Genomic DNA, 23,902 nt, shown 5'->3' with positions numbered 1-23,902 from the left:
AGCACTCGCCGCCGCGATCGAGCTCGGCCATGAACACGAAGCCGATAGCCCCTGGGCCCTGCCAGCCGAAGCCCTCAGGGCGCTAAATCTGCTCCCCCTAACGACCTCGTGCACGGTTGTCGGGAGGGCCGGCCGCCTCATCGGCGGTGAGGTGCGGCTGGTAGCGCTTTGATTGGCTTGGTGGCGTTCTCGGTGCGGTCGGTGTGTTGGTGGTCCGACAGCAGGCCGGCGATCGCGCACGCGTGCACCCACGCCTACCTCGCCGGGACCGACACGGCAGCGCCGAATTTGACGATGACTCATCACCCTCGGCGAGGTCCGACGGCACCTGACCCGTTGATCATCACGATCCGGTCTTCGACCAGATTTATCGATGGCCACGAGTGGCCGTGCCGGCTGGACGGACACGGTCGAGGGGTCTGGGCTTCCGCCTGCCGGGAAGCGGCCACCCAGGGCCGCTTCTTCCCGGCGGCGCCGGGCACCAGCCGCTCGACTGGCACAGGGCACTTAGGGTTCGGGTACCCGACTTCGCTAGGAACCGCCTTGTGTGGAACTAGTTACCACTACTACTTCGCCGGAGCAGGAATCGTGATCTGCCGTAGCCTCACCAAGCGGCGGACTGCGATGCTGCGCATCGCCGCCGCCGTCACCGTCGTCATCCTCGGTGCCATGCTGAATCCGGGCACCGCTCGGGCAAGCACCGGTCTGGGCGACGGCGACGTGCAGATCGCCCGGACCGCCCAGGACTTCAGCTACCGCACCTACAACCGGCACTGGTCGGTCGTCGCGGTCCAGCCAGCCGCAACAGCCGACTGGGACCTTGCCCTGCGCGACAGCTCCGGCACGACCGTGGCGAGCAGCCTGTACGGTGTCGGTCAGACCGACTTCGTCGCGGTCGACTCCAACATCGGACGCCGCCCGTTCGGCTCCTACACGGCAACGGTGACCCAGTACACGCCCGGCGTCTACTGGATCCAACAGCGCACCGGCGCCGACACGATCACCATCCCCGCCATCACCCACCACGGCGTCACCGGCCCGAGCGATCCGGACCTGGCATTCGTCAGCCTCGCCGACAACGACGTCGTCTCGATCGCCGACATCCACCTGAGTGCCGGTGAGCAGTTCTGGGCCAACACGACCACCGCCTGGTCCACGCTGCTCCTGATCGAGAGCGACCTGTCGGTCCCGACCACCTTCGCCCAGGGCCGGGCCACCGCGACCGCACGCCAGCACACCCAGGTGCTCGACGGCTGCACGCTCTACACCGCACAGCGCACCGGCTGGCACGCGCTCGTCATGATCGGCAACCGGGCGCCGACGACGCACACCCCACCCCAGGGCACGGCATACGCCCTGCACCGGGTCGACCCCAGCACCCCGACGAACTGCCCGCAACGCAACTTCCCCGCCCCGACCCCTTGAGACAACTTTCGCCGTGTCTGTCGGCCCGGTCGTATAACGGGAGAACAAGCTAACGGGTGAACGAACGCCCGACGCCTCGAAGCTCCTCATCATCGACGAGGGCTGGTAGCTGTACAGCCATCGGTACAGCCAAGCCGACCGATGGACGCCGTCCGAGGGCTACGGAAGCCAACATGATGAGCAGGTCAACGGCAGTTTCCGACGCTGGCCGACAGTCGGCTTGATCTTTGCAAAGCCGGGCTATCACGACTGCCCGACGACGGGCATGATGTGCGAGTGATCAACCAGCATGAGGCCCGTGGAGTGGCGGAAGGGGCGCTTCGGACGATGTCCTCGGTGTCTGGTGTACCCCCGCTCGCGATCACGGAGGTGGAGGAACGCCCTGGCTGTTGGGTCTTCTACTACCAGTCGGCCCGTTACCTCCAGACCGGGTCCTTCCTCGACTCGGTCGCGGGTAACGCGCCGATCATCGTCGATCGGAACACGGGGCAGCCTCATGTGACCGGAACCGCCCGGTCGACGGCGTACTACCTCGCGGAGCTTGCGGAGGGCCGGCACACGTGCGAACTCTGTCGCCCGCCGAGCTTCACGCCGCAGTTCTAGGTGCAGGGTTCAGTCCTTGCTGGTACAGCAACGGAGTACAGCAACCGCCCCACCCCTGAGGGTCACGTCCGCGCTGGTGGTGTAAGAGACGGCCATCGCGTGATCCGGTCTGATGCTATGCGGTGATCGGTGCCGCGTCGGGCTGGTCGGTGTCGTGTTGGCTGGTGTCGACGGTGATCAGGCGGGCTTTGGCCAGTAGTTCCAGGCCCATGTAGCGGCGTCCTTCGGTCCACTCGTCGGTCTGCTCGGCCAGGACAGCGCCGACGAGACGGATGATCGCCGGCCGGTTGGGGAAGATCCCGACGACGTCGGTGCGGCGGCGGATCTCCTTGTTCAGGCGTTCCTGCGGGCTGTTTGACCAGATCTGGCGCCAGATCTCGCGCGGGAAGCCGGTGAAGGCGAGCAGGTCGTCGCGGGCGGCGTCGAGATGTTCGGCCGCGGCCGGGAACTTCGCCTCGATCGTGGCCACGACCCGGTCGAACTGGGCCCGGACTGCGTCGGCATCAGGCTGGTCGAAGATCGTGCGCACGAGGGTGCCGATCCACGGCTGCGCGGATTTCAGCACCTTCGTCAGCAGGTTGCGCAGGTAGTGGGTGCGGCACCGCTGCCAGGATGCGCCGGGCAGGGCCGCCCCGATGGCCTGCACCAGGCCGGCGTGCGCGTCGGAGATGACCAGGCGGACACCGGACAGGCCCCGGGCGGTCAGGCTGCGCAGGAACGCCAACCGGGCCGTCACCACGCCCGGGTCAGCCAGGACGAACCGTTGAGCGGTCTGACCATAGGCTTACGCCACAGAGTGGGGCATCACACACTTCCATGTATAGATAGACAGGGCGTTCGGTTGCTGAGAGTATCGCTGAGCTAACTCATGATGACTACGGGGGCCATGGGTGTAGCTAAAATCTGCCTGCCCCCGAACAGGAGGCGGCATGAAGCGCACCTTCCTCTCGCCCAGCCGAATGCTGATGACAGCCCTGGCTGCAATCGCCCTCACTCTCGGGCTCGGCGCTACCGGCGCAAGCGCCGACAGCGGCCTTCGCCCATCCAGCAAGGTGATCATTGTGCCCGACTACACGGAGATTTTGTGGTCTCTCGTTGGGTCGCAGAGTGAGGAGCAGATCGACAGGATCGCGAATTCCGGTCACAAGGTCCAGTTGCTTCTCGACCCCAAGGCCGGCAAGATCCTCGCGGCAATCGACACCGAGAGCACGTTCACTCCGACCGCGCTCACCCGCCTCGGCCCGGGATGTTCGACGACCAGTCTCTGCATGCTAAACAGCGTCCCGAACGGCTACATTGGCACTGGTTCCCTGAATGGCACGTGGTCGAGCGTCTACCGGTACATGACCGGCGACAGGGTCGGTACGTTTCGCTTCAACGGTGTCGACTGGACGCATAACCCCAACACGACCGTGAACCTCCCGACCCCCGAGACGATCACCTACATCGCTCGATACTGAACTCATCCAATGAGCGGAGGCCGGCAGGGCCCGGGTGTCCGGGTCCTGCCGGGGTGTCCGGGTCCTGCCGGCCACGCGACCTGTCGATGACGGTCCACCGGAGTGGTCCCAAGGCTTCCCCGCATGCGCGGGTTGTGTCGAAGCACGCTACGGAGTGCCGCACTGCACCGAAGAGATGCGGCCAGAATCGATGGTGATCTCGGCGCTCGGCCACAGGATTGTTGAAGTTCCCGTGGTGTCTGCTTGAACCGTAGGAGGCCCGCAAGCCGAGAACGTATCAACCTGCAAGGGTCGGTCCGCCGGCTCGCCGGTGAGAAAGCCAAGACCCAGTATTACGCCGGCGGCAACGACAAACCGAGCCGGCGGGCGTCGAAGAGGCGGCGAGCTGGGCGGCGGCGCATCCAGGTCAATAACTGGCATACGCTAGGTTAGCCCCTTGGCCAGCCGACAGGCCATCTTCTAGGCCCGATCCGCCAGAGCGCCGCTTCCCTCGAACCGGACCAAGGTCCACGGACCATGGCGATCTTCATGCCTTCACGGGAACGCCCCTCGTAGTGGTGGAGGCAACACAGCAGCGTGCCGCGTCGGCGTGCTGCCGATGGTCGGCGAAGGCTGCCAGGTCGGCACCCCCTTTCAGCCCGTCCATAGGGCAAGCCATCTCAGATGTCACCTATCAGGTTGCAGCAGACGCGAGTACTTGCCGGCGTGTCACCCGCGGATCCGCTACGCCAACACCCCCGGAAGGATAGACAACCGCAACACTCCCCACTCTAGGTAGTCGGGTCGGCGCGGAGGGAGAGGTTTCGATATGTTGTACGCGCCGGAGCGCTGATCAACTCACGGGAGGCTTCATCTTGCGCAAAGTACGTACGTTCCTGGTTCTGACGTTGACCGCAGCGCTATCTCTGGCGGTAGCGCCAGGGAACGCCACCGCTAGCAACGCGACGCCGACGCCGAAGGCGAAGATCTGGGTGGAGAAGAACCCTCCAGCACCTTCGGCGCTGACGCGCAAGCGCATCCCGGAAGGTGACGTCACGCCAATGGCAAGTGGCGGTGGGTGCGCCAACACTCAGGGTGCTGGCGTCTGCATCAGTTGGCAAAAGTCCAACAACCGGCTGGCCGGCGACTTCTACGTAAACTCCTTCTACGGAATCTCCAGCACCGGGACAGCGCGTGTGTTCATCTACAACAGCGTCACGGGTGGCTACCACTACAAGTACACCGCTGTGACTGACCACACCGGCCACTACCCTGTGGCGTACGACGGCACGTCGGGCAGCGGGCTCGGCTACACGACGGTGGACTTCTACAACTCGAGTGGGAGTCTCATCATGAGCGCCGACAGCCCTTACCAGTACTGGCCGTGACGGCCTGACGTGAGCGGAGGTGACGAACGCTCCGGCGTCACCTCCCCCCACGGCTGACCGCCTAAGGCAGCTGCCCCGACCGGTCAACAACCACGACGTTGAGAACGACCTCGCGCCGTACCTGCTCTGCCGGCGCGGCGGGCGTCGACTGAACCTGCCAGCCCAGGAATTCGTAGGTCTTCGGCTCGAAGAGCAAGTCGTAACGAGCTAGTTCGCCAGACAAGGAAACCGCAGCGCCCGTGCGGCCCGCAGCGTCGGTGAGGCCCACGGAGGCCACCACCCCGGGGATCTTGGCAGCAGCCTCGTACAGGGCGGCGCGAGCTCGCGGCGGCAGATAGCCGCTACGGATCAAGTTACCGATGTTGCCGAACATCTCGTCAGGCCCAGGATTAGTGTTTCCGCTCATCTTCTTCAGGTGGGTGAGCATGTCACCGGCGTTGCCGGGCAGACCCGGCAGGTACGCCGGCGAAGGGATGCAGGGCTGTGTCTCGTCGGTCCGCAAGCCACCGTCGGAGGTCCACTGCGCGGCGCGTCCATCTCGGCACCCCGGAACGACGACCGTCTGTCGACCGCCCTCCTTCGGGGCGCTGAACCACAGCAAACCATCGCGAGTACCATCAATGGATCTCCACGACCGCGAGATCTCGTTTCTCGGCTGTGCCTGTCCGACGACCGGAACGAGTGTCTTGGTCTCGGTGAACACGAACTGGTCAGCGCGTGGGACTCGTTCACCGTTGCTAAGGGCGGACTCGGCGGCGTGATGCAAAATCTCCGCCGCTTGTGCGCTGGTGGCCGGAGGCTGACCTCCGATGCTGACTACCTGACCGACAACAAGCGCCAACGCACCCGCAGCAGCGGTAGCGCCGACCGTGGCGATACGCCAATGGCGAGCCCACAGGGACCGAATAGGACCCTGCGCGGCGGCAGCAATCGTCGAGGTAACCTGCCGGCGTAGACCCGGTGGCGGCGCAACCGGGTCCAGCAAAGTCCGAACCTCCTCGATCATCCTTTGCTCGTTCATGACGCTCCCTCGGTCACTCGTGTCGGATCCTCGCCGCCCAGTTCGGCAGCTAGCTTGCGGCGGGCGCGGTGAAGACGGGATCGAACTGTTCCTACAGGTATCCCGACAGCTTGAGCGGTTTCCTCGTAGCTGAGCTCGCCCCAAGCGATGAGAAGCAGCACGTCGCGGTCTCTTGCCGCTAGCGTCGCCAGTGCCTTCGCCAAGGGGACGCGGATCTCGTGTGCCGAGGCTCGGGCCAGCGCCCGCTCGGACGAGTCCTGATCAGCGTCACTGGTACAGGAACGAGCTACGGCCCGGTAATGCGCTCGCTCCCGACGCCGGTGATGCGAAATCTCCTTTGTCAGAATCCCGAAGAGCCAGGGTCTGGCGTCAGGGCGGGAGGTGTCGTAGCGCCGGCGCCTACGGAAGGCGGCGAGGAACGTCTCGGACACCACGTCATCTGCGAACTCAGCGCCCACTCGGGCACACGCATACCGGTACAGAACGGCGGCGTGCCGGTCGTACAGCACCGAGAACATCGCATGATCCGACACCGACGCCGCCACGAACCAGGCGTCGACCCGCCTCTCGACAGCAACCTGCTGGTCAACCAGCATTCCCACTCCGCAACCTAGACACCCTGCACGAGATCCTCGTAGATCGACACCTCGTCCTCATCCATGTATCGCCACCAGCGCCGCCACGAGTTCACGGCTGGCCATGCCTGCGACTCCCTCATACCGAGCCGCTCTCGAAGACCCCGCTGCGGAAAAGCCTCGTTTCCCCGAGGTCGTGCCGGCCGAGCTTCTGCTGAAGCCGGCCATTGACGGCCCGCGCGGCTACCCAAACGGCCTCGGTCCGGTTATCGCTCACCCAGAACGGACGCGCGGCCCCCCAGACCCACGGATGGGACTGGTCGGCGACCAGGTCTGGTGCGTCGGGCCGCAAGCGGCGGCAAGCTTCCTCGCCATACTGGTATAGCCCCGCGGCCTGCAGCGCCGCATGGCGTGCGTTCCATCACCGCGCACGCCACTCGTCGTACTCCGACGAGTAGTTACCCAAGCCCGGTCGGATCGCGTTCTCGGCCAGCTGCATGAGCGGCTCTAGGCGCCGTACCTCGCGGTCAAGGTCGTCGCGCTCCTCTTGGGTGTCGCTGCGCGACCTCATCTCCAACTCGGACAGCCGGTCGATTACTCGAGCGAATTCGTTGAGTTGATCGGCAGCCCGGGTTGCGTCCATTGGGTGAGTCTATGAGCGTGGCGGGTTCCCTCCGGACGACAGAACCAGCTCAGGTCATCGCGGGTCAGCGTGCCTGGTAGGCAGCGACGATGTCGCGTGTTCGTAGTGGTCACCGGCACGGGGCTGGGGCACTGTCGCCTGGATGGCGGCGGCCGCGGGTGCGACCACGGCCGGGCGGCGCAGCCGCGGACGCCACGATCGCCGCGGTGTCTCGACCGCTGGGGACAGGTGGGCTTTCACTGCGGTCAACAGAACGTCCATCGCCTCGTACAGCTCGGTGTCGGCCTGGTCCCGGGCGGCCTTGGCCTTTTTCGGCCGCCACAGATTGTCCTGGCCGTACGCCTGGCCGGATTCGGCCGCGACCTGCCCGAGCTTCAACGCGGCTTCGCGGACCTCGCCATCGGCCAGCATCGCCGCCCGGCCGGCGACCGCGAGGACCCGCTGCAGCGGCGCCTGCAGACCCATCGCGGCGGCCAGCTCCCGTTGGTTGGCCTCGGTTGCCACCCGGCCGAGTTGGGCCGCGCCGAGCGCGTGACCGCTGGTGGTCTTCGCCGCCATGTACTCGAGGAACGCACTGCCCAGCGTCATTAGCTTCGGCTGCCACGAGTTGTGCGCCGGCACGTAGGCCTTCAGCGCCAGGTGCAGGGCGCCTACCGCCTCGAACAGCTCCTGGCCCAGCTCCTCGATCTTCTTGTTCGTGCTCGCGATCTGGTCGCGGGCACGCTCGCGGGCGCGCTGCCGTTCACCGAACCGGTAGGTCAGCCACGCCGCGCCGAGGGTGCACCCGCCGGTGACGATCTGGGGCAGCACATCGACGACACCGGACAGCAGGGTGGAGACCGTACTCATGGATAGCAGGATGGGCCACAGCTGCACCTGCCCCGACGCGCCACACCGGACGACCCGACATCCCGGCCTCGGTCACGAGTTCTGTTGCGGCAAAGCCGTCGATCGTCTCTTGGTCGAGGTCGATTTCATGCCCACCGCGCAGACGCGTCCGGCTGGTCGGCCAGACCGATGCGGGGACTGACCCCGAGATGCCAGCCCAGCGACGGCCAGCTAATTCGCGCACCTGGCCCACCAACCGCTACCCGCCGCTGTGCTCGCGGCCAGCGGCGGCGCCGCACCCGGCCGGCTCGCTGGTCGCCAACTGCTCAGACCCGATGGCGCTGTAGGACCGCGTCAACACCACCGAACGCGTGCCGGTCGGGGTGGTGGCGGTCGACCAGCCGGTCTTCCGGAAAGTCTCCGGAAAACTTCCGGAAAAATCATTGACCTGTTCGAAACGCCGCTGCAATACTCCGATCGCGGTGGCATTTGTCTCTGTCGATTGAAGTCATGCGTCGTCAGGTGTCACCCGTTCAAGGAGGACCTGCGCATGAACGCCAGCATCGGCGGCTCCCGCCGTCCGTCCGCCCCCCGAACATCGCGTCTCACCGTCCGGTTGGCCGTGCTCGCCTCCACCGTGGCGCTGAGTGCCGTCGGTCTCGCGGTCGCCGCCACCCCGTCCAGCGCCGCCACCTGCAACGGGTACGTCGGCCTGACCTTCGATGACGGGCCGACCGGCAACACCAGCGCACTGCTGTCCGTGCTGCGCGCGAACGGCGTACGGGCGACCATGTTCAACGTCGGGCAGAACGTGCAGAGCAATCAGTCCGCCGCGCGGGCCCAGGTCGACGCCGGCATGTGGGTGGGCAACCACAGTTGGAACCACGCGCACATGACCTCGATGAGCCAGAGCCAGATGCAGTCGGACCTCTCCCAGACCAACTCGGCGATCCAGTCGGCGACCGGCGTCCGGCCGCAGTTGTTCCGCCCGCCCTACGGGGAGACCAACTCGACCCTCCAGTCGGTCGCCTCGTCGCTTGGCCTGCGCCAGGTGATCTGGGACGTCGACTCCCAGGACTGGAACGGCGCCAGCGTCAGCCAGATCGTCTCCAACGCCAGTCGCCTCCAGGCCGGCCAGGTGATCCTGATGCATGACGGCATTCAGAACACCCGCGACGCGATTCCGCAGATCGTGGCCAACCTGAGCAGCCGTAACCTCTGTCCGGGCATGATCTCGCCGAGCACCGGCCGAGCGGTGGCCCCGGACGGCACTCCGCCGCCGACCACTCCGCCGCCGACCGGCACGCCGACCACTCCACCGCCCACCGGCGGGTGCACCGCAACGGCGACGACCCCCAATGTCTGGGGTGACCGGTACAACACCTCGGTGACGGTTCAGGGGGCCAGCAACTGGACCGTGGTCGTGGCGGTGACCGCGCCGCAGCGGATCTCCACTACCTGGAACGGCTCCCCCAGTTGGGACAGCACCGGTTACGTGATGACGATGCGGTCCAACGGCAGCGGCAACACCTTCGGCTTCACCACGATGATGAACGGCAACAGCGGCGCCAGAGCCCAGATCCGCTCCTGCACCACGGGCTGATCCCGAAGGTCTCCCAGGCCACCGAAAACGGCTGCGACAGACGTGGTCGACCAGCCGGTGGAACCGCGCCCCTCGTCCCGGGCGCGGTTCCACCGGCTGAGTCGATGTGTCCGTCAGGAGAGGGCGAAGCAGGGGGGACGGCCTCATGGCTGGCTGAGTCCTTGCTCCATCCATGCACATGCATCTATCCTTTGGCGGCCCATCGACTGCCAGCGTAGGCAATCGAATATCGTCGAATCGCTTCGACAACCCAGCGTGACGGTTGATTCGAAGACAGGAGATTCTCGTGAAATCCACATTCAGAAAGGTTCAGTTCGCCCTGGTATCCGGCGTACTGGCGCTGGCCGGATCCGCAGCCGTGATGACGAGTTCCGCGTCGGCGGACAACATCGCCCAGCTGAACGCCACCCAACTCGTCGCCGACATGGGGGCGGGCTGGAACCTGGGGAACACCCTGGAGGCCAACGCCAACGGGATCCCCAGCGAGACGGCCTGGGGCAACCCGGTCGTGACGCAGGCCTTCATCGACCGGGTGAAGGCGGCCGGATTCAAGACGATCCGCATCCCGGTCTCCTACCTGGGGAACATCGGGGCCGCCCCGAACTACACGATCAGCTCCGCCTGGCTGAACCGGATCCAGGAGATCGTCGACTACGCCTACGGTCGCGGCCTGTACGTGCTGATCAACATGCACGGCGACGGCTACAAGACCGTCACCGGCTCGTGGTTTATCTGCGACTCGTCGAACCAGACGACGATCAGGGAGAAGTACCAGAAGGTCTGGCAGCAGGTCGCGACCAGGTTCCAGAGCTACGGTGAGCGCCTCGTCCTCGAGTCCATGAACGAGGAGTTCGACGGCCAGTACGGCAATCCCACCCAGCCGTGCTACTCGAACATCAACGCCTACAACCAGATCTTCGTGGACACGGTCCGTCGGACCGGTGGGAACAACACCTCGCGCTGGCTGCTCGTCCCCGGCTGGAACACCAACATCGACTACACCGCGGGCAACTACGGCTTCGTGCTGCCGACGGACCAGTACCGGTCGTCGTCCGTGCCCGCCAACGAGCAGCGGCTCATGATCTCGGTGCACTACTACGACCCCTGGGACTTCGCCGGCGAGGAGAACGGCACCATCACGCAGTGGGGGCCGGCCGCCACCAATCCGGCCCGGAAGTCGACCTGGGGCCAGCAGGACTTCATGGACACCCAGCTGAAGAAGATGCGCGACACGTTCGTCGCGCGTGGGTACCCGGTGTTCGTCGGTGAATACGGTTCGGTCGACAAGACGTCGGCCGACTCGACGAACAACAGGTACCGCGCGGACTACGCGCGCACGCTGGTGTCCACCGCCAAGAAGTACGGTGCGGCCACCGCCTACTGGGACAACGGCTACAACGGCGCGTACGGGTTCGGGCTGTTCAACCGCAGCAGCGGTGCGGTCACCCAGCAGGGCATCATCGACGCCATCATGAGCGCTGTCGGTACCACCCCGACGACGCCGCCGACCACGACGCCGCCGACGACCGCGCCGCCGACGACCCCGCCGCCGTCGAACGGACGGTCCTGTGCGGCGTCGTACACGGTGACCGGTTCGTGGCAGGGCGGCTTCCAGGCCGAGGTGCGGGTGACCGCCGGTGGCTCGGCGATCAGCGGTTGGACGGTGACCTGGACGTTCGCGAACGGGCAGCAGGTGACGCAGGCGTGGAGCGCGACGGTGACCAGCAGCGGCTCGACCGTCACCGCCCGCAACGTCAGCTACAACGGCTCGCTCAGTGCCGGCGGTAGCACGACCTTCGGGTTCCTGGGCTCGTCGAGCGGCACCAACGGCGTACCGTCGTTGACCTGCGCGGCGAGCTGACAGGCCGGGTGGGCGACGGCACGCTGTCCGTCGCCCACCCGTCCGGAGCCTCAGCCCGGCTCAGCTCGACCTGCTCAGCCGAAGAACGCCCGCAGGTGCTGGACGAGCACCTGGGGCTGCTCGTCCACGAAGTAGTGCCCGGTGTTGTCGATCTGGACCAGCTGCACGTTGGTGGCCTGCTGGGTCAGCGTCGCAGCGAAGCTCGGGTAGAAGATGGGGTGGGCGATGCCCAGGACCGGAACGGTGATCGGCGCGTACGTCTCGTTGTCGAGGATGTCCTGACCCAGCGCCTTGTACCAGCCGTTGCCGCCCCGAATGGCGTCCGGGGTCGAATAGGCCAGGGCGTAGACGGCCCGGTCGAAATCGTTGATCGCGGCCTTGTTGACCAGGAGATTGTCGAACATCCAGTCGACGAGGAACCGGGACCGGCCGGTGATGAGCTGCTCCGGCAGTTGCGACACCTGGTTGAAGGCGAACCACCAGGGGTGGAACGGGGCGCCCGGTGCCGGCAGCATGCGGAACTCGTAGTAGCTGCTGTTCGGGTGGTCCACGTCCAGCATGGCGATCTTGTTGATGACCGAGGGGTGGTTCGCCGCCATGCTGTAGGCGACCATCGAGCCCATGTCGTGACCCACGACGTTCACCTTGGCGTAGCCCAGGGCCCCGGCCAGCGCCGCGATGTCCGCCGCCATGGTCTTCTTGTCGTACCCGGACGCGGGCTTGCTGGAATTGCCGGCGCCGCGCAGGTCGACGGCGATCACGCGGTACCGGGTGGCCAGCGCGGGCATCACCTTGTGGTACTCCCACCACGTCTGCGGCCAGCCGTGCAGCAGGATCAGGGGTTCCCCGCGCCCGCCGGCGACGTAGTGCAGCCGGATTCCGTTGACGTCCGCGTACCTGCTCGTGAACCCCCCGGGAAGGGAGGCTGCGAGGTCGGCGGCGGACGGAGCGGCGATCCGCGCACCGTCGGTGGACGGTGCGGCCTGTGCCGCGGTGCCGGTCGCCGCCGCGGCGACCGCGCCGGCCCCGAGCGCGATCAGCTTCCTTCTGTTCATGGAAGACACGCATGCTCCAGTTCTCTAGACGGTGCCAAGGATCTTTACCGACTTCGGTAAATGCAGGCTCGTGACAACGCCACTCATGCCCGATGGTCGATGGGAAATGACCGATGAGACCTAATTTCCTGCGCCTGCGTCCGATGGTCGGGACTGCCATCAACGGGAATGCCGTCAACGGGACAGACGACGATCTTAACCACATCCGTGGACGTGCTTCGAGTTGATCTCGTGATTCACCGAGTTGATGTTGTTCGGTTGTAGCCGGCCCGCCGTTGGGTAAACCAAGCATCGGCGCAGGTCAGTGCGTAAGTGGTCACTTCCCGGGTCGGCGATTGTGGTGGAGGCGGGTCAGGCCCATTCCGTGCCACGTCGCGTCGGCGGGACCCGTCAGGCGGAGGAGGGCTGGCGGGGCAGCGTCGTGGCCGGCGTGGTGGTGTCGTAACCGGCGGCCTGGAGGCTGAACAGCTCGGCGTAGCGTCCACCGGCGGTCATCAGGTCCCGGTGCGTACCGGCCTCGACGAGGCGCCCGTGGTGCAGGACGTAGATGCGGTCGGCATGCCGGACGTTGGCCAGCCGGTGGGTGATCAGGATGGTGATGGCGTGTCCCTGCCGGTCGCGGATGGCCTGGAACAACGCGTCCTCGGCGCGGGGGTCGAGCGCGGAGGACGGCTCGTCCATGATGAGCACGTCGGCGTCGCGCAGGAACCCGCGCGCGGCGGTGATGCGCTGCCACTGCCCGCCGGAGAGGTCCTGCCCGCCGGCGAACGTACGGTCGAGCAGCGTCTCGTACCCGTGGGGCAGCTCGCTGATCATGTCGTGGGCGACGGCCCGGGCCGCGGCGGCGGTGATGCGGTCCTGGTCCGCGGCGGTGGTGACGTCGCCGATGGCGATGTTCGTGGCGGCGGTGAACGGCCACTTGTGGTACTCCTGCGTGACGACCGCGATCCGGGACCGCAGCGCGTCGGTGTCCCAGTCGTCGCGCGGCCGGTCGTCGTAGCGGATGGTGCCGGCGGTGGGCGTACGCAGAGTGGCGATCATGGTGGCGAGGGTGGACTTGCCGGAGCCGTTCTCCCCGACGAACGCCACCGTCTCGCCGGACCCGATGCTCAGGGTCACCTCGTCGACGGCGGCGGTGTCGCGGTCGGGGTAGCGCAGGCTGACCTTCTCGACGCTTATCGTCCGCAGTCGTCGCGGTGCGGTGGGAGGCGCGGCCGGGTCCCGGGGCGCGGGGAGGTGGTCGGCGGCTCGCGTCATGAAGCCGCTGTAGTCGCGGAAGTGCTGTCCCTCGGTGTAGACCCGGTCGACCTGGAAGGTGACCACGGCCAGCGACCGCTGCGCGGCCTGCACGGCGATGACGCAGGTGGCCGCCGCGGCGAGGGGGATCTGCCCGTCGACCAGCAGCAACCCGAGCAGGACGTAGACCGCCGTGGTGGCGATCCCGCCGATCATCGCCCCGACGGTGGTGGTCGTGGTGACCCGGCGGGCGAGCGCGAGCTGGATGCGGGTCTCCACCGCCATCACCCGGTCGTACTGGTCGAGCAGGAACTGCCGCAGGCCGTAGGAGCGCAGCTCGGGGGCGGAGTCGCGTTCGGCCATCAGCCGGTGCAGCAGCCACAACCGTCGCCGTCGCACCGAGCCGGCGGCGTACGTCTGGTAGCGGAGGTGCCCGGCGCGCAGCGACGCCCACCCGTTCGGCACGGTCGCGACCAGCAACGCGAGCAGCAGCAACGGGTGGACCACCACGACGGCGACCGCGACGGCCACCACGCCGGCGAGCCCGGCGAGCAGGTTCATCGCCGCCTGCACCAACCCGGTGGTCGAGTCCGCGCCCCGGGAGGCGCGCTCCATGTCGTCGGCGAACGCGTCGGCGTCGAAGGCTTCCAGCCGGACCGCCGTGGAGACCTCGAACAGGCCGCGTTCCACCTCCCGGTCCACCTTGGGGGTCAGCCCGTTCTGCGCGTACCCCATCGCGGTGGCCATCCCGGCGCGCAGCGCGGTCGCCGCCGCGAGCGCGGTCAGCGCGGGCAGCGCGGCGCGTACCTTGTCGCCGGTGGGTCCGCCGGCGAACAGCTCCACGAGCACCCGCTGCGTGGCGAGGAGCCCGAACGCCGCCATCACCCCCGCGCCCACGGTCGAGGCCGCCACGATGGACGTGCGCAGCCGATCGGCGCGCCAGCTCACCACGAGGGCGGCCCGGACCAGGCGGGGCAGCTCGGTGAACACGGCGAACAGCCCGGCCTGGGCGCGGGCGCGGACGCCGGTCTCCCACCACATCTCCCGCAGTTCCGGCAACACCGGGTCGACCCCCGACGCGGGAGCGGGCGACGCGGAATCGGAACGGTCGGTTTCGGGCATGACGGATCCTCCCAACGACGGGCGGGCGGGGCCGGTGGCGTGGACGTGCGGCGGCGCGGGAGACCGGCGGGTCGGGATCAGGGCCGGTCGGCGCGTATGCAGGCACCGTAGGACTCCGACCGGCCGACACGCCCGTGACACCGCCCGCCGACAATGTCGGTCTCTGCCGACATCGCCTCCGACACCGCCACCCGGGCCGGCAACCACCGGTGGTCGCTGCCCGCCGGTGCCCCGACGCGGAAAATGTCACAGCGGGTCGCTAGGGTCACCCCTCACCGTGACCGCTCGACGCCGGGGTGGTGGCTGATGGACGACCGCGACGAGATCGTCGCCGCGCGCCGCGCGCTCGGCCGTCGGCTCGCCCACCTGCGCCGGGCCGCCGGCCTCACCCAGCACCGCCTCGCCCCGCTCGTGCGGTACGCCCGCAGCTCCATCGCCAGCACGGAAACCGGCCGGCAGCACCCCGACCGGGCGTTCTGGTGCCGGTGCGACACCGTGCTGCGCACCGGCGGCACGCTGACCGCCGACTACGACCGCATCGCCGAGCTGGGCCTGCGCCGCCGACGTGTGGGCATCGACCGGCCCGATGGTGCGGGGCGCGGGGAGCCCGGCGGACGCGTCGCCGTCCACCTGTCGGGCCTGCTCGCCACGCTCGCCCCGGACCTGCGGGCCTTGCGCATCGCCCGGGCGTACGCCGCCGAGGCGTTCGACCTGGCCACCGCCCACCTGCGCGTCGGCGATCTCGAACAGGCCACCGGGTTGGCCGTCCGGGCGCTCGCGCTGGCCGCCGACTGCGGCGTCGAGTCGGTGCGTCGGCGCGCCCGACAGTTCCTCGGCGCGGCGGGACCCTCCGGTCACCACTGGGGGCCGTGGCCCGTCGCGGCCTCGCCCGACGACCGGCGGCCGGCCGGCGGCGCGTCCCGGTCGGGCGCACGCCCACCGACCTGAGCGGCCGACGGCGGACGGGACGCCCTTCCCGTATGCAACAAACCTGCACGTCTTTGCTATTGCCTCGCCGGTAAGCGCTTTCTTAGCCTGTGTTTCATCGATGTTTCGATCCGGGCTGAGGGTGCGCACACGAAGCCACATGCGGTGTCGGGGCGGTGAGAGTCGTGCCCGCACCGTGTCTACTCCCGAGGAGTCCACCTGTGAGAACCGCAGTGCGACACAAGCTCCTTACCGGCGGGATCGCCGTGGTCGCCGCCGTGGCGGTCGTCGCGACGATACCGGTGAGCCAGGCGTCAGGGGCATTCGGCGACCTCGATTTAACATCGATCAACGCCAATGCCACAAACCTCAGTCTCGGGGCCGGCGCGGACGGTTCCAGCAAGGCCGACGGCACCAGCTACGGAAGCGCGATCGACGGCGACATGAGCACCTACTGGTCGCCGGCCGGCTCGACCGGCCGCATCTCGGTGAAGTGGGGTTCCGCCACCACGGTCGCCTCGATCAACATCCGGGAGGCGGCCGGCGCGGTCGGGGCGGTCGGCTCCTGGCGGGTGGTCAACAACGACACCGGCGCCACGCTGGCCAGCGGCACCGGGGCGGGCGCCGTCACGTTCGCGGCCACCTCGCTTCGTAAGATCAATTTTGAGATCACCAGCTCGACCGCCACCCCGCGGATCGCCGAGTTCGAGACGTACGCCTCGGGCGCGACCACGCCGCCGCCGACCACCGGGCCCACCACCCCGCCGCCCACCACCGGGCCGACCACGCCGCCACCGACCACCCCGCCACCGTCGAGCGGCACGCTGTACGTGGCGCCGACCGGCACCGACGGCGCGGCCGGCACGCAGGCGAACCCGACCACGCTCGCCTCGGCGATCACCCGGGTCGCGGCCGGGGGCACCATCTACCTGCGCGGCGGCACCTACCGTTACACGCAGACCGTCACCATCGGCCAGGGCAACAACGGCACGTCGAGCGCGCGTAAGAACATCTTCGCCTACCCGGGCGAGACGCCGGTGCTGAACTTCTCGGCGCAGAGCGAGGACCCGGCGAACCGCGGGCTCCAGGTCGGCGGGTCGTACTGGCACATCCGTGGCATCGTCGTCGAGCGGGCCGGGGACAACGGCATCCTGCTCGCCGGCAACAACAACATCATCGAGCGCGTGGTGACCCGCTTCAACCGGGACTCCGGGCTCCAGCTCTCGCGGCTGGTCGCCAACGCGCCCCGCGACCAGTGGCCCGCGAACAACCTGGTGGTGAGCACCGAGTCGCACGACAACGCCGACTCCGACGGTGAGGACGCCGACGGCTTCGCCCCGAAGCTGACGGTCGGCACCGGCAACGTCTTCCGCTACACCGTGTCCCACAACAACATCGACGACGGGTACGACCTCTACACCAAGAGCGACACCGGGCCCATCGGTCCGGTGACCATCGAGTCCTCCCTGGCCTACGGCAACGGCACGCTGAGCAACGGCGGCCAGGCCGGCAACGGCGACCGCAACGGCTTCAAGCTCGGCGGCGAGGACATCGGCGTGAACCACGTCGTGCGCGGCAACATCGCGTACGACAACGGCCAGCACGGGTTCACCTACAACCGCAACGTCGGCTCGATGACGGTGTCGAACAACGCCGGCATCGGCAACACCGAGCGCAACTTCAACTTCGACGGCGGCTCCTCGGTGTTCCGGAACAACACCTCGTGCGACGGTGGCACGAACGACCGGATCGTCGGCAACTCCGACAGCTCGAACCAGTTCTTCTCCGGCAGCAACGGGTCCCGCTGCGCCCAGTACTCGGGCGCCCTCGGCTGGTCCTTCGCCTCCGACGGCCGCCTCGTCGTGACGTTCGGCGGCAAGGTGGTCACCCCGTAACGACCGGGCGACGCCGGTGTCACCCGCGACGGTGACACCGGCGTCCGCCGGTCAGCGATCGGGTACGCGTCCCGGCGCTCACGGCGCGCGGTCGTGCGGCGGCCCGGTCGGTGGCGAACCGAAGCGTTTCCGGTAGGCGGCGGTGAACCGGTCGGCGTCGGCCCACCCCCAGCGCCGGGCCGTCTCGGTGACGGTGCCGTCGTCGGTCGCATCCGCCCGGCGCAACTCCTGATCGGCGTGTTCGAGCCGGACCCATCGCAGGTAGGCGATCGGGGTGCTGTCGAGATGCCTGCGGAACGCCAACTGCACGGCGCGGATGGTCACGTGGGCCGCGGCAGCGATGTCGGCGAGCGTGATGTCCCGGTCCGCGTTCTCCTCGATGAACGTGATCGCGCGACGCAGCGTCCGGGGATGGGCGTCGCGGCGGTCGGAGAACGTCGGATCGCTGAGCGTGTTGTTCGGGAAGACGGTCAGGGCGGTGGCGGCCAGCAGCCGGGCCACGCTCCCGGCCAGCAGCGGCTCGCCGGCCACCCCGAGGTCGATCGCCTCGCGGGCGTATCCGTACACCGTGTCCCACCTCTCGGCGGCGGCTGCGGAGACGGCTGGTGGCTGGTGAACCGGACCGGCTCGGGGCGACGGCCGGGCGCGGTCTCCGCGACGCTCCCCAGCAGGACCGGGTCGAGGACCGTCGTGCGGAAGTCGGCCTCCGCGCAGTCGGCGGTGAAGCCACGCTCCGGCCGGATCGGAATGAACGCGTCACCCGGGCCGTAGGCGGTGGCGACCCCGCCCGCCGGGTGGTACGCCAGCCCGCCGGAGCTCATGCGGCAGACGACCAGCCGGCCGAGCGCATCGGCCTGTACGTGGAAGCTGAGGCCGAAGGTGATCTGGTCGAGTCGTGCCGACGGAGTGATCACGGTGGCTTCCAGCCGCAGGGAGTCGAAAGAACTGCCGGCGTCGATGCAGATGTTTCCGCCGTAGTTGTCGTGGAGGATCTGCGCGGCGAGATTGACGTCCGTCGTCTTGAAGACCTGGCTCATGCGTGCTCCTCAGGGGCACCCGGCATGCGGCGCTCAGCGACGACGGCACGCCCTTTTCCCGTGGCGACCCGAATCCATTATGCGGCAGACGGGGGCATTCGCCGGCCGGGAGCGTTTCCTCGGTGTGGCGTGCGAGCGGCATGGCCCGGTGCACGTCGTCAGGGCGGGCCGGGGAGGCGCACCGTGACGACGAGTCCGCCGTCCGGCCCGGGGACCAGGGTGAGCGTCCCGCCGTGGGCGCGGACGACGCTGCGCACGATGGCCAGGCCGAGGCCGGCGCCGGCGTGCTCGTCGACGCGTACCCGTTGCGTCCCGCGCCGGAACGGCTCGGTGAGCGTCGGGACCAGGTCCGGTGGGAGCGGAGGCCCGGTGTTCGCCACCCGCAGCACGCTGGCCCCACCGGACGTCGCGGTACGGACCGTCACCGTGCCGCCCTCGGGCAGGTTGTGGACGACGGCGTTCTGGACGAGGTTGGTCACCATCCGCCGCAGCAGCTCGGCGGAGCCGCTGGTCGGGGCCGCGCCGCCGGTGACGTCGAGCGTGACCCGGCGTCGCTCGGCGACCGGGAGCAGCGTCTCGGCGGCCTCCTCGGCGAGCAGGGAGAGGTCGACCCGCTCGCGGGTCACCACGGCGCGGTCGCCGCGACTGAGCAGCAGCAGGGCCTCGGTGAGGTCGATCGCCCGCCGGTTGACCTCGTGCAAACGGGCGACGAGTTCGTCCCGGTCCCGCGTCGGGTCGTCGCGGGCGACGTCGAGCAGCGCCCGCGAGATCGCCAACGGGGTACGCAGCTCGTGCGAGGCGTTCGCGGCGAACCTCTGCTGCTCGGCGACGTGGGACTCGAGCTGGTCGAGCATCGTGTCGAACGCGTCGGACAGCTCCCGCAGCTCGTCCCGCCGGCCCGGCATGCGGATCCGTCGGGACAGCGAACCGGTCCCGGCCGTCCGGGCCGCCTCCGTGATCCGGGTCAGCGGCGCGAGCATCCGGCCGGCGAGGATCCAGCCGCCGAGGAGCCCGAACGCCAGCAGGAACGCCAGTGTCTCGGCCGCCCGCGGCGCGAAGACGCGCAGCAGGTTGGACCGGACCGGAAAGACGCCGGGCGTGAGCGTGTCGGCGGAACCGGGGACGATCAGCATGGCCCGGTCGGGGACGTACCGCAGGAGGAACACCCACATGGCGGTGAGCAGCAGGGCGCCGGCCAGCACGAGGAACCCGGCGTAGCTGAGGGTGAGCTTGGCGCGCACGCTCAGCCCCGGTTTCCTACCCACGCTCGTCCCCGGTCACCGGCGGCGTCCCGATGCGGTAGCCGACCCCGGGCACGGTGGCGATGACCCAGGGTTCGCCGAGCCGCTTGCGCAGCGCGGAGACGGTGATGCGCACCGCGTTGGTGAACGGGTCCGCGTGCGCGTCCCAGGCCCGTTCCAGGAGTTCCTCGGCGCTGACCACGCCACCCTCGGCGGCGACGAGCACCTCCAGCACGGCGAACTGCTTGCGGGTCAGCGGGACGTAGCGCCCGTCGCGGAAGACCTCCCGGCGGAACGGGTCGAGCCGGAGGCCCGCGATCCGGCGCACCGGGGGCCGGGCGTGCCCGCGCCGGCGGTCCAGCGACCGCAGCCGCAGAACCAGCTCGCGCATCTCGAACGGCTTGGTGAGGTAGTCGTCGGCGCCCAGCTCGAACCCGGACGCCTTGTCGTCGATCCGGTCGGCGGCGGTGAGCATGAGGATCGGGATGCCGCTGCCGGAGGCGACGATGTGCCGGGCGACCTCGTCGCCGGAGGGCCCGGGGATGTCCCGGTCGAGCACCGCCAGGTCGTAGGCGTTGACGCCGAGCAGTTCCAGAGCCGTGTCACCGTCGCCGGCGACGTCGGCGGCGATCGCCGCCAGCCGCAGACCGTCCCGGACGGCTTCGGCCAGGTAGGGCTCGTCCTCCACGATCAGTACCCGCATGCGACTCAGTCTGCCGCCGCCGGCACCGGATGACGTCGTTGCGCCGGGGCACGCCACCAGCGGCGGGACGCCAGCCCGAACAGCACCGCGCCGGCGGCGTTGACCAGCACGTCGTCCACCGACGACACCCGGTCCAGCCGCAGCGCGTACTGAAGGGTCTCGATCACGGCCGAGCAGCCCGCCCCGAGCGCCAGGAGCCGCGGCACGGACGCCAGCGCCGCGAACCGCATCGGCGCGAAGAAACCCAGTGCCGCGAGGACCAGCAGGTTGCCACCGATCCCGAGCGGCCCCATCGTGGCCAGGTCCCGCAGCGGCACCAGGCTCACCCGGCCCGGCACGACGCCGGCCCCCGGGCCCGGCATCAGCGTCATCCAGACGAACGGCACTGTTCCGTAGACCATGCCCACCTCGGCCAGCGACAGCCGCCACGCACCGGCGGCCCGTCGACCCACCACCAGGGCGCCCACCACCAGGGCGCCCACCACCAGCGCGGCCACCGGCAGCCCGACCAGCGTCATGAGCAGGACGCCGTTCTCCGTGTCGTAACAGCCGTGCCATCGCCCGGCCCGGCACGCCGGAGCGGCCATCAGCAGCGGGCGCCGCACCACGGACGCGGCGACCGCCAGGCCGAGGACCGCCGCGCCGACGAGCACGACCCTTCGCGTACGCCGGGGTGGCGCGACCCCCACCTCTCCTCGCCGGTCGATGCCCCGTGTCGAACCCATGCCGTGCTCCTCTCCGGTGGCGGACCGGGCGGACGGCCTCCCGGCCCGTCCCCCGAAGTGAAGACGCCGGGCTGTTGCGCGGGCGTATGCGTTTCCCTGCGGCGTTGATCCGCCGGACGCCGACGTGTTGACGCGGGCGGCGAACCGGGCCAGGCTGTGGGGGCGCTCCCAACGGCGAGCTTCGATTTCCTCAGGAAGGAAAAGCTCGTGCGTCCCACCACAGCACTGCTCCCGGTCGTGCTGGCCGCCACGCTCGGCGGCCTGGCCCTACCAGGGCCCGCCCAGGCCGCCGCCGGCCCGGCGCTGGCCGTCGACACCACCGCCGACCGGCACGCGATCAGCCCGTACGTCTACGGGATGAACTTCGCCGACGAGGCGCTCGCCCGGGAGCTGCGGCTACCGGTGCACCGGTACGGCGGCAACGCCACCACCCGCTACAACTTCCGCGCCGACACCACCAACCGGGCCGCGGACTGGTACTTCGAGAACATCCCGAACGACAACACCGATCCGGACAGCCTGCCCGACGGCTCGGAGAGCGACCGGTTCGTGGCACGGAACAAGGCCACCGGCACCGACACGATCATGACGATGCCGATGATCGGCTGGATCGCCAAGGATCGGGCCAAGGCGTGCGGCTTCAGCGTGGCGAAGTACGGCCCGCAGGAGTCCACCGACCAGTGGGCGCCCGACTGCGGCAACGGCAAGAAGCCGGACGGCAGCCTGATCACCGGCAACGACCCGGAGGACACCAGCGTCGCCGTCGGTCCGGAGTACGCCACCGACTTCGTCACCCATCTCAAGGAGCGGTTCGGCGCCGCCGGCAGCGGCGGGGTGCGGTTCTACAACCTGGACAACGAGCCGGACCTGTGGCACTCGACCCACCGCGACGTCCGCCCGGTCGGGCTCGGCTACGACGAGCTGCGCGACCGCACCTACGCGTACGGCGCGGCGATCAAGGCGGCCGACCCGGGGGCGAAGACGCTGGGCCCGGTCGGCTGGGGCCTGAACTCGATCTTCTACTCGGGGCTGGACCAGGACACCTGCTCCCGGACCGGCTGCTGGTCGAACCCGCCGGACAAGGCCGCCCACGGCGGCCAGGACCTCGGCCCGTGGTACCTGGACCGGATGCGGGAGTACGAGCAGCAGCACGGCACCCGCGTCCTCGACTACTTCGACGTGCACCTCTACCCGCAGCAGTCCGGCGTCAGCGGGTCCGGTGCCGGGGACGCCGCCACCCAGGCGCTGCGACTGCGCTCGACCCGCCAGCTCTGGGACCCGACGTACGTGGACGAGAGCTGGATCAACCAGCCGGTCCGGTTCATCCCGCGGATGCGCGAGCTGGTCGACAAGCACTACCCGGGCACGAAGATCGCGATGACCGAGTACAGCTGGGGCGGGTACGGCTCGCTGAACGGCGCGCTGGCCCAGGCGGACGTGCTCGGCATCTTCGGCCGGGAGGGGCTCGACCTGGCCAGCCTCTGGACCGCGCCGACCGCCGACCAGCCGGTGGCCGACGCGTTCCGGATCTACCGCAACTATGACGGCAAGGGTGGCGCGTTCGGCGAGACGTCCGTCCGGGCCACCAGCGCCGACCAGGACAAGCTGGCCGTGTACGCGGCCGAGCGGACCGCCGACAAGGCGCTGACCCTGGTCGTGGTCAACAAGACCGGCGACGACCTGACCAGCCCGGTGGCCCTGACCGGTGCCACCGCCGGTAGCGCCCAGGTCTACCGCTACAGCGGGGCGAACCTCGCCGGTGTGGTCCGGGAGGCCGACCAGCCGGTGACCGCCGGCGGCTTCACCGCCACCTTCCCGGCCAACTCGATCACCCACCTGGTGCTGCCGCGCGGCACCACGCCCGGCGACACCCAGCCGCCGACCGCCCCGGGCAAGCCGGTCGCCGGCACGGTCACCGGCGCCAGCGTGGCGCTGAGCTGGACGCCGTCCACCGACAACGTCGGCGTCACCGGCTACGACGTGCACCGGGTCGACACCACCGGCACCGTGAAGGTGGGCAGCACCACGAGCACCGCGTACACGGTGACCGGGTTGACGCCGGACACCCCGTACACCTTCGTGGTGACCGCCCGGGACGCGGCGGGCAACGTCTCGGCGGCCTCGCCCGGCCTGGCCGTGCGGACCGCGCCCACCACCCCGACCGGCGGCTGCACGGTCGGCTACGCGGCGAACAGTTGGCCGGGCGGCTTCACCGCCACCGTCACCGTCAAGAACACCGGCACCACCGCGATCGACGGCTGGAAGCTCGCCTTCGACTTCCCCACCACCGGCCAGAAGGTCGGCCAGGGCTGGTCGGCCACCTGGAAGCAGAGCGGAACGGGCGTCACCGCCGAGAACCTGGGCTGGAACGGCAGACTCGCCCCCGGCGCGTCCACCAGCATCGGCTTCAACGGCACCTGGAGCGGCACCAACCCGGCGCCGACCGCCTTCACGCTCAACGGTCAACGCTGCGGCTGACCGCGCCACCTTCCGAGCGAGGGCCGGGGGGGGGGGGGGGGGGGGGGGCGGCGCCGCCCGGGGGGGGGGGGGGGGGGGGGGGGATGAAAAAAAGAAA

Annotated in this window: 20 protein-coding genes and 2 pseudogenes; 9 read left to right on the top strand and 13 right to left on the bottom strand. The window is 69.1% G+C overall.

The window, feature by feature from the left end; genetic code table 11:
• Nucleotides 1–588: 588 nt before the first annotated feature.
• Together ACLQ2W_RS00145 and ACLQ2W_RS00140 are read left to right on the top strand one after the other, a co-directional pair.
• Complete coding sequence (locus tag ACLQ2W_RS00145) at nt 589–1,425, top strand: hypothetical protein (RefSeq protein ID WP_425784714.1); 837 nt, start codon at nt 589–591, stop codon at nt 1,423–1,425.
• A 276-nt stretch (nt 1,426–1,701) separates the two neighbouring features.
• Nucleotides 1,702–2,028 (top strand): YrhB domain-containing protein, encoded by a 327-nt coding sequence (locus ACLQ2W_RS00140; RefSeq protein WP_425784713.1) that lies wholly within the window; start codon nt 1,702–1,704, stop codon nt 2,026–2,028.
• Nucleotides 2,029–2,143: 115 nt separating this feature from the next.
• Here the strand turns inward: ACLQ2W_RS00140 and ACLQ2W_RS00135 are convergent.
• Nucleotides 2,144–2,752: pseudogene (locus tag ACLQ2W_RS00135) on the bottom strand (IS256 family transposase); the annotation flags it as partial.
• 205 nt (nt 2,753–2,957) lie between these two features.
• Between ACLQ2W_RS00135 and ACLQ2W_RS00130 the strand changes: the two are divergent.
• Entirely contained in the window at nt 2,958–3,488 is a 531-nt protein-coding gene (locus ACLQ2W_RS00130) for a hypothetical protein (RefSeq protein ID WP_425784712.1), read from the top strand.
• 854 nt (nt 3,489–4,342) lie between these two features.
• A complete protein-coding gene (locus ACLQ2W_RS00125; RefSeq protein WP_425784711.1) occupies nt 4,343–4,855 on the top strand; it encodes a hypothetical protein in 513 nt (170 codons plus the stop codon).
• Nucleotides 4,856–4,916: 61 nt separating this feature from the next.
• On the opposite strand, the gene ACLQ2W_RS00120 is transcribed toward ACLQ2W_RS00125, so the two are convergent.
• The 5 genes from ACLQ2W_RS00120 to ACLQ2W_RS00100 all read right to left on the bottom strand — a co-directional run bounded on the left by ACLQ2W_RS00120 (nt 4,917) and on the right by ACLQ2W_RS00100 (nt 7,943).
• Complete coding sequence (locus tag ACLQ2W_RS00120; RefSeq protein ID WP_425784710.1) at nt 4,917–5,876, bottom strand: CU044_5270 family protein; 960 nt, start codon at nt 5,874–5,876, stop codon at nt 4,917–4,919.
• Nucleotides 5,873–6,472, bottom strand: a complete 600-nt coding sequence (locus ACLQ2W_RS00115) for an RNA polymerase sigma factor (protein WP_425784709.1) — start codon at nt 6,470–6,472, stop codon at nt 5,873–5,875. Before ACLQ2W_RS00115 ends, ACLQ2W_RS00120 begins: the two co-directional genes overlap by 4 nt.
• Before the next feature lie 118 nt (nt 6,473–6,590).
• Complete coding sequence (locus ACLQ2W_RS00110; protein ID WP_425784708.1) at nt 6,591–6,803, bottom strand: TIGR02391 family protein; 213 nt, start codon at nt 6,801–6,803, stop codon at nt 6,591–6,593.
• A gap of 69 nt (nt 6,804–6,872) precedes the next feature.
• Nucleotides 6,873–7,094, bottom strand: coding sequence for a hypothetical protein (locus ACLQ2W_RS00105; RefSeq protein WP_425784707.1), 222 nt, complete (start codon nt 7,092–7,094; stop codon nt 6,873–6,875).
• 54 nt (nt 7,095–7,148) lie between these two features.
• Nucleotides 7,149–7,943, bottom strand: a complete 795-nt coding sequence (locus tag ACLQ2W_RS00100; protein ID WP_425784706.1) for a hypothetical protein — start codon at nt 7,941–7,943, stop codon at nt 7,149–7,151.
• A gap of 529 nt (nt 7,944–8,472) precedes the next feature.
• Here ACLQ2W_RS00100 and ACLQ2W_RS00095 point away from each other — a divergent pair.
• Nucleotides 8,473–9,525 (top strand): polysaccharide deacetylase family protein, encoded by a 1,053-nt coding sequence (locus ACLQ2W_RS00095; protein ID WP_425784705.1) that lies wholly within the window; start codon nt 8,473–8,475, stop codon nt 9,523–9,525.
• Between the two features lie 361 nt (nt 9,526–9,886).
• Nucleotides 9,887–11,386 (top strand): cellulase family glycosylhydrolase, encoded by a 1,500-nt coding sequence (locus ACLQ2W_RS00090; RefSeq protein WP_425784704.1) that lies wholly within the window; start codon nt 9,887–9,889, stop codon nt 11,384–11,386.
• Between the two features lie 74 nt (nt 11,387–11,460).
• Here ACLQ2W_RS00090 and ACLQ2W_RS00085 read toward each other — a convergent pair whose 3' ends face one another.
• Together ACLQ2W_RS00085 and ACLQ2W_RS00080 are read right to left on the bottom strand one after the other, a co-directional pair.
• On the bottom strand, nt 11,461–12,441 hold the full coding sequence (locus ACLQ2W_RS00085) for an alpha/beta fold hydrolase (protein WP_405091636.1): 981 nt from the start codon (nt 12,439–12,441) through the stop codon (nt 11,461–11,463).
• 390 nt (nt 12,442–12,831) lie between these two features.
• A complete protein-coding gene (locus ACLQ2W_RS00080; RefSeq protein ID WP_425784703.1) occupies nt 12,832–14,799 on the bottom strand; it encodes an ATP-binding cassette domain-containing protein in 1,968 nt (655 codons plus the stop codon).
• 306 nt (nt 14,800–15,105) lie between these two features.
• Here ACLQ2W_RS00080 and ACLQ2W_RS00075 point away from each other — a divergent pair.
• Together ACLQ2W_RS00075 and ACLQ2W_RS00070 are read left to right on the top strand one after the other, a co-directional pair.
• A pseudogene (locus ACLQ2W_RS00075) lies at nt 15,106–15,516 on the top strand (helix-turn-helix domain-containing protein); the annotation flags it as partial.
• Between the two features lie 431 nt (nt 15,517–15,947).
• The gene (locus ACLQ2W_RS00070; protein ID WP_425784702.1) at nt 15,948–17,621 is read left to right on the top strand and encodes a cellulose-binding protein; all 1,674 of its coding nucleotides are present in this window, start codon (nt 15,948–15,950) and stop codon (nt 17,619–17,621) included.
• Between the two features lie 78 nt (nt 17,622–17,699).
• Here ACLQ2W_RS00070 and ACLQ2W_RS00065 read toward each other — a convergent pair whose 3' ends face one another.
• From ACLQ2W_RS00065 to ACLQ2W_RS00045, 5 genes are all read right to left on the bottom strand, one after another.
• Entirely contained in the window at nt 17,700–18,188 is a 489-nt protein-coding gene (locus ACLQ2W_RS00065; RefSeq protein WP_425784701.1) for a helix-turn-helix transcriptional regulator, read from the bottom strand.
• Nucleotides 18,092–18,658: a hypothetical protein gene (locus ACLQ2W_RS00060; protein WP_425784700.1), complete on the bottom strand. Its 567-nt coding sequence runs from the start codon at nt 18,656–18,658 to the stop codon at nt 18,092–18,094. The genes ACLQ2W_RS00065 and ACLQ2W_RS00060 overlap by 97 nt, the downstream gene beginning before the upstream one ends.
• A 158-nt stretch (nt 18,659–18,816) precedes the next feature.
• Nucleotides 18,817–19,923, bottom strand: a complete 1,107-nt coding sequence (locus tag ACLQ2W_RS00055; protein ID WP_425784699.1) for a sensor histidine kinase — start codon at nt 19,921–19,923, stop codon at nt 18,817–18,819.
• Nucleotides 19,916–20,602, bottom strand: a complete 687-nt coding sequence (locus ACLQ2W_RS00050) for a response regulator transcription factor (protein WP_405091631.1) — start codon at nt 20,600–20,602, stop codon at nt 19,916–19,918. The genes ACLQ2W_RS00055 and ACLQ2W_RS00050 overlap by 8 nt, the downstream gene beginning before the upstream one ends.
• Before the next feature lie 5 nt (nt 20,603–20,607).
• Nucleotides 20,608–21,327 (bottom strand): VanZ family protein, encoded by a 720-nt coding sequence (locus tag ACLQ2W_RS00045; RefSeq protein WP_425784698.1) that lies wholly within the window; start codon nt 21,325–21,327, stop codon nt 20,608–20,610.
• Nucleotides 21,328–21,534: 207 nt separating this feature from the next.
• Here ACLQ2W_RS00045 and ACLQ2W_RS00040 point away from each other — a divergent pair, with 207 nt between their 5' ends.
• Complete coding sequence (locus ACLQ2W_RS00040; RefSeq protein WP_425784697.1) at nt 21,535–23,805, top strand: glycoside hydrolase family 44 protein; 2,271 nt, start codon at nt 21,535–21,537, stop codon at nt 23,803–23,805.
• The last annotated feature ends 97 nt before the right edge of the window (nt 23,806–23,902 follow it).

Origin of the sequence: Micromonospora sp. DT227 (assembly GCF_049841835.1) — a bacterium.
Lineage (GTDB): Bacteria > Actinomycetota > Actinomycetes > Mycobacteriales > Micromonosporaceae > Micromonospora.
Note: the sequence above shows the minus strand (reverse complement) of the source record. Positions and strands in the feature narration are given on the sequence as shown.